Raw genomic sequence first — 14079 nt, 5'->3', positions numbered from 1 at the left:
TTATTGTTTTATTTCACGTGTTTTTAATTAAAATTACTCAGCAATTAAAAAGTTAGTGGTTGGAACCTGATGCTCAATGACATCGTCTTGTGTGCGGTCTTTTAAATTAACCCCAGTTAGTTTTAGTTTTTTAGCTTCACGTAATAAGTACAGTGCACGCCTAGCCGCTTCAGCATAAGGCAGGCCTGCAGGGCGAATATTCGATATGCAATTACGACATGCATCGTTAAGTCCTGTTTTGGGCTCCCACGTTAAATACAAGCCAAGGCTATCTGGCGAACTAAGTCCTGGGCGCTCTCCTATTAACACCATAACCACCTGCGCATTTAGCAGCTCACCTATATCGTCGCCAATCGCTACTCGCCCTTGCTCAACCAAAGTAATGGGAGCAATTTTAAATTGCTTGTCTGTTGTGAGGTGCGTTAATAGCTCTGTTATAAATGGGTATGCATTTTTTTGTACCGCCAACGACGAGAGTCCATCAACCACGACAATCGCTAAATCGTATTTAGCCTGCGTAGTGTGTTTTTGTTTATTCATATAGCTGAGAAGTATTTGCCTACCATTGTCATTAAGCTTGCGGCCTAAATCGGGTCGCTGAAGGTAAGTAACCCTGTCAGTAGCTTGGCTGTGTAAATGCAGGGGAGGAGCAACCTCTTTTAGAGCACTAATACTACCCAGTTGCTCAGTCATTTCGTTAATATCTAGCGGAAAGCTCACCGCATCGCGCGCTTGTGCATGAGATAGCTGAAAAGCCAGCATTTCTGAGGTTGGCAAACTTATACCGGCGCGGCCAAGACCAATACGCGCATCGGTAAAGCGGCGTAAATCACTCCAAGGGTTGTGCACTACATTACCGTTATTTTTATGCTCGTTTACTGAGTTATCTAAAGGAGTGCTCTGTTTTGAACTTGATTTCATGAGCCACCTCCAGTAATTGCACCCAGAGGTTTGGCAAAAGCGGGAGGCAAAGTATCTGAAAGTGTAATATCGGAAGTGCTTTGCATAATTTTCATTTTGCTCAGCCATGCCTCAAACTCAGGGGCGGGTCTAGAGCCAAGAACACGACGAACATATAATGCATCATGAAACGACGTAGTTTGGTAATTAAGCATAATGTCGTCAGAGCCAGGTATTCCCATTACAAACGAGCAACCTGCAACGCCTAATAGCGTTAGCAAGTTATCCATATCGTTTTGATCGGCCTCTGCATGATTGGTGTAACACACGTCGCATCCCATCGGTATACCTAGTAACTTAGCGCAAAAATGATCCTCAAGTCCTGCTCGAGTAATTTCCTTACCATCAAACAAATATTCAGGGCCAATAAACCCCACCACGGTATTTACCAGTAACGGGTTAAACTTACGAGCAACGGCATAAGCGCGAGCTTCACACGTTTGCTGATCAAGCCCATGATGCGCATTTGCTGAAAGCGAACTGCCTTGCCCGGTTTCAAAATACATCACGTTATTGCCAACAGTACCGCGCTTTAAACTCAAGGCCGCATCTTGCGCTTCGGCTAAGGTATTTAAATTAAAGCCAAAACTTGAATTAGTAGCCTCTGTGCCGCCAATCGACTGAAACACTAAATCAACCGGTGCACCTGCTTCTATGCATTCAATCGTGTTAGTAACATGGGTGAGTACACAGCTTTGGGTTGGTATTTCATATTTTTGAATAACATCATCCATTAGCGTCATTAATTTAATGGCTTGAGCAACATTATCGGTTGCAGGGTTGATACCTATTACTGCATCGCCATTACCGTATAGCAGACCATCGAGCATGCATGCAGCAATACCGTTAATATCATCAGTAGGGTGGTTTGGTTGTAAACGTGTAGATAAATGCCCAGGAAGGCCAATGGTATTTCTAAAAGCACTCGTAACATGGCACTTTTTAGCAATTAATATGAGATCTTGATTGCGCATTATTTTGCTAACAGCTGCAGCCATTTCGGGTGTAATACCCTGCCTTATACTTGCAAGCACAGCGGGTGTTGCAAAGTCGCTTAAAAGCCAATTACGAAAGTCACCTACGGTTAAATGTGCAATAGCCATAAAAGCATTCGCATCATGCTCGTCAATAATTAAACGTGTAATTTCGTCATCTTCATAGGGAATAAGTACCTCATTTAAAAATGTTTTAAGAGGTACATCGGCCAATGCCATTTGTGCTACAGCGCGCTCTTGCGCCGACTGTGCAATTACACCCGCTAAGCGATCACCCGAACGCTGCGGCGTTGCTTTAGCCATTAACTGGGCTAAGTTATTGAATTTATAAGTATGTGTACCTGAAGTGTAACTGTACGCTTGCCCCATGATTTACTCCACATAACTAACATGACAAACCTTGGTATAGGTTTTGCTATATTTTAGCTATAAATCAATTTTGAATAGTTACAAGACAGCTTATTTTGTACCAAGTAACTATCGAATTTTGGCAAAAGATTATTTATTAATCCAATTCAATTGGTTGCATACGCAAAGCGGTGTTAACTTAAGCATAATAAAAGTGTAACGAAAAAGAGCATCCCCTATATGGCGCAGCAAAATAGGTACGGCGCACCACTTAAGAGCAAGGTGCAGACACATGACATAGACGAGCAAGCGCATAGCCTTACTCAATGGCAGCAAAAATACGATCAAATGAGCGACGGCAGCTTTTATGGTTTTATTGAAGAAACGGATTACGCCAATATTCACGTGTTTAAAGAATACACCGAGCGAGCGCTTCGTCAGCAATGTAACATAGCCCCCAATTCTGTTTGGCTTGGCATCCCTTATCAGTCGCAGCAAAGTAGAATTAATGGCCTAAATGTGGCAAGTAATCAATTTATGTGCCGTACAAGTGATAATGACTTTGAACTGATAACCCCTGAGCAATTTAATATTTATGGTTTGGTAATCGATTGGAACTCAATTGAATATATGGCGCAGCTACAAGGTGTAACATTGAAAAACCTGTCATCTGCGCAATCAGCTCGCTTATCGGTGAGCAACTCAACATTGCAAACGGCAAGGCAAATAATTAATAGTATGGTTGTAGGCAAGGGCTTTGGACTTAAAACCGAATCACAACAAGATATGCTAAACATGTTGGCACTACACTTATTACAAGCGGATAATCCACAGCAAAATATTGCGCCAAGTTATACACGTCGAAAAGCCGTGGTAGATAAAGTAAAAGAGTATGTGACCACAAATCCACAAAAAATAACAACCATAACCGAGCTGTGCGAGCTTGCCTTTGTAAGTAGGCGCACACTTCAATATAGCTTTGAGAGTATTTTAGGAATTAACCCTTTGCGGTTTTTACGTTTAACACGTTTAAATAATGTAAGGCGGGAACTGAAAAAATTAAACCAAGATAAACCAATTTCAGTAATAGCAGCCAATTGGGGATTTTGGCACGCGGGACAATTTGCTAAAGATTACACGCAACTTTTTGGTGAAAACCCATCACAAACAGTTAAAAATTCAGCACAGCAGTTTGAACCACCGTGCTCTACAAACTTGTAAGTGCGATTTTACATCGCCCTCATGTAACGTAGCTTTAATGTTTTAAAACGAGGTATAAAACCTCACCTACAATCGTGCAAACACCAAGCCCGTAGGTGCTAATTTATTTCGCGCTCATGTAACGTGGCTTTAATGCTTTAATGCTTTAATGCTTTAATGCTTTAAAAGTAAAAGCGAGGTATAAAACCTCGCTTACTATATTCAAAAGCCCTATTTGATCGGTGCTATTTAAGCCGCGATTAAATAGGACTCTTGTCCTGAATGTTTGTTGCTGCGTTTAAACGAACCTTTGCCTTTTTTAGCTTTAACCACTTGTGGTTTAAATAATTTAGAGGTTACCAACGCTGCTAGTGCATTGTGGTTTATAACGCCTCGTCCTGTGTCTACCGCGCTGTTGCTTGCGGTTTTTGCTTTAGATTTTTTAGTCATATATTTCCTATCAACTAATTGATTATTTAAAAAAATTATAAAGAGGCTTTTATATTAGCCTATTTAATAGATGGCGATTGTAGGCTTAATTTTCAACCGCGCAAGTATCTTTAACATTCTTTTGATCGTATTTTAATAATAAAAACGCATAAAAAAAGCGCAGTTAATAACCGCGCTTAATGTGGTTTAATTTGCTTTAAAAATTAAAAATTAAAAGCTAAAGCTTACTTTTGCATAGTACGTTCTGCCGTCAAAGCCGTATGGCAATGCGCGTACAGGGTATTTAAATGCACCATTGGTGATAAAGTTAAGTACTTCGTCGTCACCTAGCTCGTCTGGCGTTTCGTCAAACACGTTATCGGCACCCACCGAAAGCGCAAACATGTCGTTAATTTGGTAACTAACATTTAAATCAACTAACACAGCAGATTCAACCGTACTTGTTGGTTTAAACGAACCGGTAGGCGAAAGCTCACCTGGTAATGAAATATGGTCGTTACCAAAGTATTTTACGTCTGTTTCGCCAAAGTAGTTAAAGCGAATAGTTGATGTGTATGCATCGCGCTCGTAATCAAAGGTAAGCGTTGCACGCTCACTTGGTTGTCCGTCTGTAAAAAAGCTACGTTGTAGGTCGTCAAATGCAACTGCTTCAGGAATACCGTCTTCTGCATTTACGCCGTCAATTTTAGTATCGTTTAGGTTACCCGCAAAGGTTACACCAAAATTACCGCCTTCAACGTCTGTACGGTACGATGCAATAATATCAACGCCCTGCGTAGTAGAATCAACCGAGTTTGAAAAGTAGTTAGCTTGTACTGCACCCGTTGCTTGTAGCGCTGCAACTGCTTCACTGCTAAACGATACATCGTCAGTGCTAAGTAAGCTGCCAAGTGTAATACGGTCTTCAATTTCTACGCGGTAAAAATCAACCGTTAACGAAAGCTCGCTTGTTACATCGTAAACAAAGCCAGCACTGTAGTTTGTTGATGTTTCAAGCTCTAGGCTATCTACACCTAACGCACTTGGAAAAGCTGTACCTGTGTTTGCCGTAAACGACTGCGTTAATGTACCGTCTGAGCCTAAGTTAGTTGTAAAGGCTGTATAACCACTTTGTTGAAGCGATGGCGCTCTAAAACCAGTAGATACCGCACCACGTACTGCAAAGTCATCTGAAAATTCATAGCGTGTTGCTAATTTACCAATTAAATCGTCGCCAGCATCTGAGAAATCTTCATAACGTAGCGCACCACTTACGTTCCATGCGTCTGTGATCATAGTTTCTACATCTACATAAACTGCGTAGCTGTTACGATCGCTGTCGTTAGTTGCCTCTGGGCGCAGGCCGTTATAAGCCTGAAAACCACACTCAGCAAATTGATCCGGGTCGTTTACTGATGGGTAAGAGGTATCTGTATTTGCTAACCCACACGCGTATGATGCTTCATCGCCTGCAACTATTTCGTAGTTTTCTTTACGGTACTCGGCGCCCACAGTTACATATAAAGGCTCACTGCGGCCAATATCTACAATACCGTTTACATCAAGGTTAACGGTTGTTTGATCAAACCTAAAACCACCTGAGTAACCGCCACTAGGGCCTGAGTTTGCAGCAATGTCGGCATCACTTGCACTAGGGTTATTAAATAAATACTCAGCCGCGTAAGAAGCGTTAATTGTATTACGTGATGTAAAATCGTATTGGTTTTCGCCATAAACAGCCGATACATCGTAATTCCAATCTGGGTTAATATCGCCTTTAAAACCAACCGCTACAGAAATATCTTGTGCTTCGTTATATATGCGCGGTAAAAAACCATCGCTGTATACTTGTGTTACGTTTTTAGAGGCTTCGTTAAAGTTACGGTAAAAACCATTACCTAGGGCCGTACGCTCTGAGTAGCCACCAAACGAGTAAAGCTCGCCGTCGCCCATTGGTAAGGCCATATTATAAAATAATGACGTAAACTCACTTTCTGAATTACCTTGGCTCCAGCGTACATCTTCACTTAGCGTGCCAGGCTCAACATCAAGCGAACCACCCGTATCTCGCTCTGCGCGGTTAGTGCCATCAGCATCTCGGTATTCAAGTGATAAATTAATAAAGCCGCCTTCGCTGCCTATATCAAAACCACGATTTAAACCTGCTGAAATTGTATCGCCGTCACCTTCGCTAGTGCTACCATATTGCACAAAGCCAGTAGTAATACCTGTTGAGTTATTAAGTGATAAGTTAATTACGCCTGCAATAGCGTCAGAGCCATACTGAGCCGCTGCGCCATCGCGTAATACTTCAACGCCTTTAAGTGCGGTTAGTGGAATAGCATTCATATCGGTACCCGCAGCGCCTGCGCCTACTGTACCGTTAAGGCCAAAAATTGATTGGTTATGACGACGTTTACCATTTACTAATACAAGGGTTTGATCTGGCTGTAAGCCGCGAAGTGTTGCGGGTCTAAATAAGTCAGAACCGTCAGATACTTGTGTACGCGAAAAGTTAAATGAAGGCGCTGTAGCTTGCAGGCTTTGGCCTAATTCGGTAAAACCACCTTTAGTTAAATCATCAGCGTCAATTAAATCAATAGGAGAAGAAGACTCAGTAGAGGTACGGTTAGATACACGCGATCCTAATACAGAAATTTGCTCAATGTTTTTAGCAGCTTGCACGGGTGCTTCTTCTGCGTTAACAATGCTTGGTGCGCTAAACGCGAAAGCAACGGCTACAGCAAGTGTGTTTAAACGGTATGTTGGCATAGTGACGACCCTGTTTTTTTGTGTTCTTATAATATGTGTGTGGTTATGATACTCACAACCTGTTGCAAACATCCTAGCAACATATGCAAACAAAAAGAAATGAAAAAAACTAAATTTTTGGTCTAAGTATGCAAATAAATTTCAAGATGAGAAAAAACCACATCAAATAGATTAAAATACACGCTAAAAGAGCATTAAACTTCAAAAGCTAGCTGGTTAACTTTTTATTTATAATATGGTTTTACTCGTTTGTTTATACTTTTAGAGGTAATAGGCAGCGGATGGTCGTACCTGTCCCTAATGTGCTGTTAACTTCTATTTTTCCACCATGATCGTTCACCATAGCGTATACAAGTGTCATACCCATGCCGGTACCTTTTCCAACTTCTTTTGTCGTGTAAAAAGGGTCAAACATATGTGCTATTGTGTCTTCACTCATTCCACAGCCATTATCTTTTACCTCAATACATATATTTGTGCCTTGTTCAAAAATACTCACCTCAATAATGCAGCCTTTTTCTAAATCAAGCTCGCATGCTTGCCAAGCGTTCATTAATAAATTTACAAAAATCTGATTAATAGATGATAAATTGCACCAAATAAGTGGTAGTGGTTCAAAGCGTGTTTTTATTTCGCATAACTTAAGTTTGTTACTCAATAATCTTAAAGCGTTATTAGCGCCAGTCGTTATATCGGTGAGTTGTTTATCTTGCGAAGAGGTGGGGTGAGCAAAGTTTAATAAGTCATGCACAATTTGTTTTATTCGTTTGAGTCCTTCAACGCTGTCGTTAACTTGTCCCTGTAAATTGTTATAAAGCCACGCATACGGATACTGTAAATTGAGTATGTCGATTTCGTGTTTAAAACGGCTCTCTTTAATTTCGTTATTTAAGTATTGCTCGTTAAGTTTTAGCAGCGTGATGAGCAAAGGGGTAGAGTTTTGTAAGCTTTCTATATTACTCATTGCATAGGCAAGCGGGGTATTTATTTCGTGCGCTACGCCTGCACAAAGCGTTCCTAAGGTCGCCATTTTTTCGGTTTGCACAAACAGCATTTGTTGATGTTCTAAATCGGCTACTTTTTTTTGTAATTCATTATTTATGGCAACTAAAACGGTGCTTTTATCTTTAAGTAATTGTTCTGCGGCCAAGCGCAGCTTTTGTTCGTTTAAAAAAGCACGTTCAAAATTACCATCTGATCCATTCATTCCTTTCATCCATATAGATAACTTTATACTTAATGTTTAGTTGGTTACACGCAAATTTGCAACTTTAGTGTTAGCAACTATCTACTTATGGGTAATAACTACATTACTTAGATTCAGCTATAAATAAAGGCAGGACAAACTCACCATAGAATATTTTTTTAAGCTATTATTTAGCCAGAAGTAATTTAAAGGCGGCGCAATGACTCAAGCAACACCAAACACACCGATGAATCAGGTTGATGTACTTTGCATTGATGATGATGAAATAGTACTACGCACATTAACCCGTTTACTTGAAGTAAATGGCCTGTCGGTTATTGTTTGCGATAACCCGCAAAACGCATTAACACTTTTTAAAAATCATGAGTTTGGTTTAATTATTAGCGACATGCGTATGCCAGTAATGAACGGTGCCGAGTTTTTAGAAAAAGCGCGCGCGCTGGCACCCGACACCCAACGTATTTTGTTAACCGGTTACGCCGATATACAAACAACTCTAGCGGCTGTTAACCAAGGTCAAATAAATGGCTATATTCAAAAGCCTTGGCAAAACGACTTATTACTTCGAAGCATTAAAGATAGCCTTGAAAAATTTGCGCTAAAAAAACAAAACCAAAAGTTAGAAGCACAAGTTAAGGCGCAAAACCTAGAGCTGCTAGAGCTAAACAACACGTTAGAGCAGCGAGTAGATAAACGTACTTTACAAATAAAACAAGTTTTAAAAAAGCTTGAAGACGCCAACGAGCGTGAAAAACAAGAGCACAAATCAACTGTAGAGTTACTATATAATTTTATTAACGCAAACCCCTATCTAGACGGCAACAAAGCACAAAACATTGCAAATACCTGCACACAAATAGCGCTTTATTTAAACCTGTCGCAAAAAAGCATTGATCTTGCCCCAATGGCTGGCTATCTAGCGCAAATAGGTTTGCTTGCTATGGACCCTGAGCTTTATAAAAAACCGCTAAACAGGTTAAATGAGCAACAACGTAAGACCTTTTATACTCACCCAAGTACTGCACAATTAATGCTAATGCCAGCAATACATTTACACGATTTATCAGATGCTATTTATTATCAGTTTGAACGTTTTAACGGTAATGGAATGCCCAAAGGTCTTGCCGGAAACGACATACCAATAGGAGCTATGGTATTGGGGTTAGCGCGCGATTACTGGGATGCATTTGAGCAGAGCAATGCAAGCGATGAAAAGCAGCGTCACGATGACGCACTTGAAGGTGTAAAGCTTTACAGTGGTTCGTTTTATCACCCCAAAATTGTACGTGCGCTTGAAGCAAGCCATGCAAAACTACACGAACAAAAAAGTTCAGCAGGATCAGTGCTAATTTGTAATGCCCATGAACTAAAAGATCAAATGACACTCGGCCATGCTCTGCACAGCCATGCAGGTATAATGTTGCTGCCAAAAGGCCACGTATTTAGCCGCAAATCGATAGAAAAACTCCAACAGTTAGAATCTAAAAAGCCAACCCCGTTTAGAATAATGGTTAAAACTGCTAAATGATTGATCTAAACGGCAGTTTTTTTCGTTACAATGTGCATAAAATACATAATTGAATTTGCTTGAAGGAGCTCTCTGTGTCGCGATTTTCTGCGGTTACTGACAATCCCCATGATGGGCGTTTTAACCAAAAAACGGGAATACTGCTTACTAACTTAGGTAGCCCCGATGCACCAACAGCGGCTGCGCTTCGTACATATTTACGTGAGTTTTTATCAGATCCACGCATTGTAGAAATACCACGCCTAGTATGGATGATAATATTACATGGCATTATTTTGCGTGTGCGCCCTAAGCGTTCGGCTAAATTATACGAAAGTATATGGACCGAAAATGGTTCACCGCTTACTCACATCACTCGCCAACAAAGCGTAAAGCTAAATGCCTTATTAAAAGAGCAAGGGTATACAAATACTGAAGTGGTAATGGCTATGCGTTATGGCAATCCTTCAATAGAGGCAGGCCTTGAAGAGCTACGAGATAAAGGCTTAACGCGTATTATTATACTGCCAATGTATCCGCAATATTCTAGCCCAACTACAGGCTCAACCTTTGATGCCGTATCGAGCGTACTGCGTAAATGGCGCTGGGTGCCAGAGCTGCATTTTGTTAATGGCTATCACAAAAATACCCGTTACATTGAATCCCTTGCTAATAGTATTAGTGAGGATTTAGAAGCGAATGGTATGCCACAAAAAATTGTTTTTTCGTATCACGGTATGCCTAAATTGTTTTTAGAGCGAGGCGACCCGTACCACTGCTTATGTTTACAAACCACACGCTTAGTTGTAGAAAAACTAGGCCTTGATAAAGACAAAGTAATTAGTACTTTTCAAAGTCGATTTGGTAAAGCCGAGTGGTTAAAGCCCTACACCGACGCAACTCTTGCAGCCTTACCTGATGAAGGTATTACCGATGTAGCTATTATCAGTCCTGCTTTTAGCGCCGACTGCCTAGAAACACTTGAAGAGCTGGAAGGCGAAAACCGTGAAATATTCGAAAACGCAGGCGGCGAAAAATACCGTTACATAGCAGCACTAAACGACAGAGACGACCATATAGAAGCTGTGTTTGATGTTATAAAACCTATGTTGTAACCCAAATTTACTAAAGCTAAATATATATTTCGCATTAAGCGGTGTTAAAATTAACACCGTTTTTTTGTTTTTTTGTTTTTAAGGCTTTTAAAATATTTAGTTAATTAATTCACAAAGAGGTTAAGAGGCGCTGCGCTTTTAGAGTAGTGATAAAACATAAAAATACTGTTTTTTGTTTTCGGCTTTTCTCATTTACTCCTCTTTTACTTCTCATTGTGCAAATAAAAGCTTTTAAAGGGCTAATTATCCACAAAGAGGTTAAGAGGCGCTGCGCTTTTAGAGTAAGTGATACATATTGGCCGATCTGGTTTTTCTCAGTTATTACTGATTACCTTATCTTTGTGAAAGAAATTACTTATACTTTTAATAATAATTAAAGTGTACTTTTGAGGGGAGGCAATACCTAAGCAACAGTAATTCAATGCTATCGTTTAAAATATAAATCAATCGCTTTGGTGAGAAGCTCGTCGAGCTGTTCTTCAAATTCTTCAATATTAATATCAAAGTGTTTTAAATAAGCCCGAGCCTGAGCAAGTGATAAATTACGGCTGTTAACGCTATATTGTCTCTCGTCTATGGTTTTATCGTAACGAGGTAAAAATACAAATTGGCCATAAAATGGTGACTTAATATGCTTATTTGCAAAACGACAAAAATCTTCAACATGCTCAGCCCCCTTAGGGCCGAGGCAACCGGGCTCAATGCGATACATTAAGCGGATTTTTTTGTCGTCATTTATTTGCATTAATAGCCTTTATCTAAAAAACAGTACGCGTACTATTTTCCCATCTTTAATTTGGTAGCTCGAAATAAGTTCTGAGCGTTTATCAATCACGTTTTCGTCAGTTGAACAGGTTTCTGACAGTTCGTGATCAATCACTATATCACCGTGCACTATGCGCTTAATGGGTGATGAGTGAATACACTTTAACTTTTTAAACATTAGCCCATAACGTTCTATTAGTTTTTCTTTACCTTTAAATAATAGCTCATTAGGGAAAATATAAAACTCAACATCTTCGGCATATACACGAAGAAATTCTTCAATGTTGCGTGCGTTATAGGCTTTAACTAACTGCTCTACTACCGCAAGTGATTCGCGCGATTGCTTAGCTTTAGTTTGCTGCTTAACTGTTAGCGCTTCTTTTGCTTGCGTAACTGCTTTTTCAGCTTCGGCTACTGCCACTGCTTTTTCTATTTTATTTTTAGGCTTTTCAGTGGGTTTAATCTGCTCGTTACCCAATACTTTTGAATCGTCTGGTTTAGTCGCATCAATTGTTGGCTTTTTAAGCTCAGGTGCTTTGTATTCAAGCGTATTTACTTTGTCGTCAGCTTTAGCCTGAGTTGTTGATTGCTCATCTTCAACTTTCGGTTTTTCAACGTTTGCTTGAGCTTCAACTTGCTGCTCTTTTTGCTCAGGCTCGCTTTGTTCTGCGGCGTAAGTAATAAGCGCAACGGTAGTAATTAACGAGGCAAAAATAATAGATAACGGTTTCATAACTTTCCTAAAATGAACACTAAATACGTGTAATACCAATTGCATTAAATAAGTAACCTATTATAGCGTTAAGAAAATAGCACTATAACAAGGCGAAAATTATGACATATAGTTGTTCTATATGAATAATTTTTAACGCAGTTAGTGAGTTATTTAATGCGATAGAATGATCATATTTTTGATGAAATTGGTATAAGGGTGCAACATAGCAAATTTTAACGTTATCGGGTAGTTAATACCACCACTGTAGCTTACCAGTACTGCTCTACTGTAATGTTACCGGGTGCTTTGCGGCGGTTACGCGTAAAGTTTTTATCGATAAGTAGCGCGGTTGTGTCTTTTACCATTTGTGGGTTTCCGCAAATCATAAATTGCGCGTTACTAGGCTCTGGGTTTAATTTTACATGTTCAAACAAGCGGTTGCTCTCAATAGCGCTAGTAATTCGCCCACTTAAGCCTTGTAATGGCTCTTCCCTACTTACAACAGGAATATAGTTAAGTTGTGCTGGGTACACTCGTAATAGTTCGTTAATAAGTGCCTGATGGCTCAAATCGTTATTAAAACGTACGCCATGTACTAAGTTTATGCTTTTATATTTTTTCCACACATCGGGCTGTTGTAATATTGATAAAAAAGGCCCTATGGCAGTCCCAGTACCTAACATCCAAAGCTGATCGCTTTGTGGTATTTCATCAAGGGTAAAAAAGCCAGTTGCGCGTTGCTCTATAAGTACGGTTTCGCCTGGCTGTAATTTAGCTAAATACGGCGATAATAAACCATCAATAACGTTAATAAGGTAAAACTCGAGGTCGGGGTTTTCAGGGGCATTCACATATGAGTAAGCCCGAGTAATGCGTTTGTCGCCATCCATTATAGAAAGCTTTGTAAATTGCCCTGCTTTAAACGGTTCTACATTAGCATTAACGGTTAAGCTAAAGAGCGTTTCGCTCCACCATGTTACGCTTTTTACTGTTGCTTCAACCCAATTAGACATAGTTACCTCTTGGTTTAGCCATTAAAGTTTTAAATAACTCACTCCATAAACATTAGCATTAAGTGACAAAGACTTACAGGAGAATATGACTAGATTTAAAGCAGTGATGTATGCAGTATTTACTAATAAAATAATGTGAATAATTAGCTCTGCGATGCTGTATACGTCGAGCTTGCTCACGTCAGAAGTGAAGCTTCTCATTACTTAGACTCATGATCACAAAGATACACACAATCCCAAAATGGATATTCCTCAGCTTTATTCACAAGCCCAGCGCGTAAAGGGTTAGCGATTATATAACGTGCTTGGTTAATTAAATCATCCTCTGCTTTAAGCTGGTGCTCAAAATAGTTTTGCTGCCAAATTTGACCATTAGAACAGTTAAACTTATTAATGTTCAGCGTAGTAATACTTTTATATTGCCTTACAACGTCAGTAAGAGGTAAATCTTTCAATTGAAACAACCAATGGAGATGATCTGGCATTAGGGTATAGCAGATTGTATTCACCTTATTTTGCATATAAACCAAACCTCTTGTGGCAATACATGCATTTTCAAAGCTCTTAAATAACGGAGTTCTTTGTTTTGTACATATTGTCACAGAGTAAAATTTATTTTTTGAGGAGTGACGTCCTGTTAATAGCTTTTTAGAGGAATACATAAAGATTTTAATTTATTGGTTTTTATAAATATAGATAAAATGTGTTATACGACAAGTTAAATAAAACCACGGCGTTAAGTTTGGCGGGGTAGGCGTAGAGCTTGCTCACGCGAGAAGCGCAGCTTCTAATTACTCAACCACCTATAGTAAAAGCGTTGCTTTTAAACGCCAGCAAGCTGCACGTCTACAAGTTAAATCAAACCACAGTGTCAAGTTTTGTGGTAGGCGTAGAGCTTGCTCACGCGAGAAGCGTAGCTTCTAATTGCTCAATCACCTATTGTAAAAGCGTTGCTTTTAAACGCCAGCAAGCTGCGCGTCTACAAGTTAAATCAAACCACAGTGTCAAGTTTTGTGGTAGGCGTAGAGCTTGCTCACGCGAGAAGCGTAGCTT

The 14079-nt window shown here is 39.8% G+C and carries 12 protein-coding genes; 3 read left to right on the top strand and 9 right to left on the bottom strand.

Features of this window, described 5'->3' with window-relative positions; translation table 11 throughout:
- Nucleotides 1-33 precede the first annotated feature (33 nt).
- On the bottom strand, nt 34-921 hold the full coding sequence (eutC, locus tag WNY79_RS14080; RefSeq protein ID WP_170071552.1) for an ethanolamine ammonia-lyase subunit EutC: 888 nt from the start codon (nt 919-921) through the stop codon (nt 34-36).
- Nucleotides 918-2324, bottom strand: a complete 1407-nt coding sequence (locus tag WNY79_RS14075) for an ethanolamine ammonia-lyase subunit EutB (RefSeq protein WP_342876154.1) — start codon at nt 2322-2324, stop codon at nt 918-920. The genes eutC and WNY79_RS14075 overlap by 4 nt, the downstream gene beginning before the upstream one ends.
- Before the next feature lie 219 nt (nt 2325-2543).
- Between WNY79_RS14075 and WNY79_RS14070 the strand changes: the two genes are divergently transcribed.
- Complete coding sequence (locus WNY79_RS14070) at nt 2544-3524, top strand: helix-turn-helix domain-containing protein (RefSeq protein WP_342876153.1); 981 nt, start codon at nt 2544-2546, stop codon at nt 3522-3524.
- Between the two features lie 228 nt (nt 3525-3752).
- On the opposite strand, the gene WNY79_RS14065 is transcribed toward WNY79_RS14070, so the two are convergent.
- From WNY79_RS14065 to WNY79_RS14055, 3 genes are all read right to left on the bottom strand, one after another.
- On the bottom strand, nt 3753-3953 hold the full coding sequence (locus WNY79_RS14065; protein ID WP_024591136.1) for a ribosome alternative rescue factor ArfA: 201 nt from the start codon (nt 3951-3953) through the stop codon (nt 3753-3755).
- Between the two features lie 210 nt (nt 3954-4163).
- A complete protein-coding gene (locus tag WNY79_RS14060; protein ID WP_342876152.1) occupies nt 4164-6704 on the bottom strand; it encodes a TonB-dependent receptor in 2541 nt (846 codons plus the stop codon).
- 253 nt (nt 6705-6957) lie between these two features.
- Nucleotides 6958-7911, bottom strand: coding sequence for a HAMP domain-containing sensor histidine kinase (locus WNY79_RS14055; protein WP_024599415.1), 954 nt, complete (start codon nt 7909-7911; stop codon nt 6958-6960).
- A 199-nt stretch (nt 7912-8110) separates the two neighbouring features.
- On the opposite strand from WNY79_RS14055, the gene WNY79_RS14050 reads away from it, so the two are divergent.
- Nucleotides 8111-9439 carry an HD domain-containing phosphohydrolase gene (locus tag WNY79_RS14050; protein WP_197185284.1) on the top strand — a complete coding sequence of 443 codons (1329 nt, stop codon included), beginning with the start codon at nt 8111-8113 and terminating at the stop codon, nt 9437-9439.
- A 74-nt stretch (nt 9440-9513) separates the two neighbouring features.
- The gene (gene hemH / locus WNY79_RS14045; RefSeq protein ID WP_076924936.1) at nt 9514-10533 is read left to right on the top strand and encodes a ferrochelatase; all 1020 of its coding nucleotides are present in this window, start codon (nt 9514-9516) and stop codon (nt 10531-10533) included.
- Nucleotides 10534-10957: 424 nt separating this feature from the next.
- Here hemH and WNY79_RS14040 read toward each other — a convergent pair whose 3' ends face one another.
- The 4 genes from WNY79_RS14040 to WNY79_RS14025 all read right to left on the bottom strand — a co-directional run bounded on the left by WNY79_RS14040 (nt 10958) and on the right by WNY79_RS14025 (nt 13688).
- The gene (locus WNY79_RS14040) at nt 10958-11278 is read right to left on the bottom strand and encodes a hypothetical protein (protein WP_076924937.1); all 321 of its coding nucleotides are present in this window, start codon (nt 11276-11278) and stop codon (nt 10958-10960) included.
- 9 nt (nt 11279-11287) lie between these two features.
- Nucleotides 11288-12031, bottom strand: a complete 744-nt coding sequence (locus tag WNY79_RS14035) for a nuclear transport factor 2 family protein (protein ID WP_197185286.1) — start codon at nt 12029-12031, stop codon at nt 11288-11290.
- A 251-nt stretch (nt 12032-12282) separates the two neighbouring features.
- Complete coding sequence (locus WNY79_RS14030) at nt 12283-13026, bottom strand: ferredoxin--NADP reductase (protein WP_342876151.1); 744 nt, start codon at nt 13024-13026, stop codon at nt 12283-12285.
- A 200-nt stretch (nt 13027-13226) separates the two neighbouring features.
- Nucleotides 13227-13688 carry a transposase gene (locus tag WNY79_RS14025; RefSeq protein ID WP_342876150.1) on the bottom strand — a complete coding sequence of 154 codons (462 nt, stop codon included), beginning with the start codon at nt 13686-13688 and terminating at the stop codon, nt 13227-13229.
- Between the last annotated feature and the right edge of the window lie 391 nt (nt 13689-14079).

The organism is Pseudoalteromonas sp. AS84 (assembly GCF_038900255.1).
Lineage (GTDB): Bacteria > Pseudomonadota > Gammaproteobacteria > Enterobacterales > Alteromonadaceae > Pseudoalteromonas.
This window is presented reverse-complemented; position numbering and strand designations above follow the sequence as displayed.

Excerpts from the sequence above, each read along its gene's own strand:
- eutC (WP_170071552.1), bottom strand. The coding sequence starts at position 921 with ATGAAATCAAGTTCAAAACAGAGCACTCCTTTAGATAACTCAGTAAAC.
- WNY79_RS14075 (WP_342876154.1), bottom strand. The coding sequence starts at position 2,324 with ATGGGGCAAGCGTACAGTTACACTTCAGGTACACATACTTATAAATTC.
- WNY79_RS14070 (WP_342876153.1), top strand. The coding sequence starts at position 2,544 with ATGGCGCAGCAAAATAGGTACGGCGCACCACTTAAGAGCAAGGTGCAG.
- WNY79_RS14065 (WP_024591136.1), bottom strand. The coding sequence starts at position 3,953 with ATGACTAAAAAATCTAAAGCAAAAACCGCAAGCAACAGCGCGGTAGAC.
- WNY79_RS14060 (WP_342876152.1), bottom strand. The coding sequence starts at position 6,704 with ATGCCAACATACCGTTTAAACACACTTGCTGTAGCCGTTGCTTTCGCG.
- WNY79_RS14055 (WP_024599415.1), bottom strand. The coding sequence starts at position 7,911 with ATGAATGGATCAGATGGTAATTTTGAACGTGCTTTTTTAAACGAACAA.
- WNY79_RS14050 (WP_197185284.1), top strand. The coding sequence starts at position 8,111 with ATGACTCAAGCAACACCAAACACACCGATGAATCAGGTTGATGTACTT.
- WNY79_RS14040 (WP_076924937.1), bottom strand. The coding sequence starts at position 11,278 with ATGCAAATAAATGACGACAAAAAAATCCGCTTAATGTATCGCATTGAG.
- WNY79_RS14035 (WP_197185286.1), bottom strand. The coding sequence starts at position 12,031 with ATGAAACCGTTATCTATTATTTTTGCCTCGTTAATTACTACCGTTGCG.
- WNY79_RS14030 (WP_342876151.1), bottom strand. The coding sequence starts at position 13,026 with ATGTCTAATTGGGTTGAAGCAACAGTAAAAAGCGTAACATGGTGGAGC.
- WNY79_RS14025 (WP_342876150.1), bottom strand. The coding sequence starts at position 13,688 with ATGTATTCCTCTAAAAAGCTATTAACAGGACGTCACTCCTCAAAAAAT.